Origin of the sequence: Streptomyces sp. HSW2009 (genome assembly GCF_040240285.1) — a bacterium.
GTDB lineage: Bacteria > Actinomycetota > Actinomycetes > Streptomycetales > Streptomycetaceae > Streptomyces.
Genome location: NZ_JBEHZD010001131.1, coordinates 1 through 566 on the forward strand (window position 1 = coordinate 1; position 566 = coordinate 566).

Consider the following 566-nt stretch of genomic DNA (forward strand, 5'->3'; position numbering starts at 1 on the left):
GGCGCCGGGGGCGCCGTTCGCGAGGGCGTCCTTGAGCGCCCGGGTGATGCCCGCGGTGTCGGGGGCCGCGGCGGCGGGCGCGAACGTGTGGTGCGTCGGTGCGGCCGGGCTGGCGGCCACGGCGGATGCCGGCGTGGCGCTCGCCGCGATGGCGAGCAGGGCGGCACCGAGGGTGAGGCGTCGGTCGATGGTCAGGCGCACGATTCTCCTCGATTGGATCATGACGGGAATTCACGTATGAAGAGCGCGAATCCCGGCGCTGAGCCTACTCAAGATCGTGAAGCGGTGTGGGCGCCGCCCCGGGCAGCGCGGCTGCACCGACCGACCGTCCGGCCCGCCTGCCCCTGTGAGCTGTGTGGAACCCGCTCCACCCGGTCCCGCCCTTTGCCGGTCCTGCTCTGTGCGGGTTCTGCCCTGTCTGGGCTCTGCCCGTGCTGACCTTGCCTCGTCCCGGTCGTGTCCCCTTCCGATCCCGCTCCGCGCTGATCCTGCCCCCCGCGTCGATCCCGCTCCGCGTCACGGCTGGCCCGTGTCCGTTGCGTACCGCCGCCCGCCGCCCGCCGCCC

Annotated in this window: 1 pseudogene; it reads right to left on the bottom strand. The window is 74.0% G+C overall.

Annotated features, from left to right (window positions below):
• Nucleotides 1-201 (bottom strand): annotated as a pseudogene (locus AAHZ94_RS34895) (peptidase M15); the annotation flags it as partial.
• Between the last annotated feature and the right edge of the window lie 365 nt (nucleotides 202-566).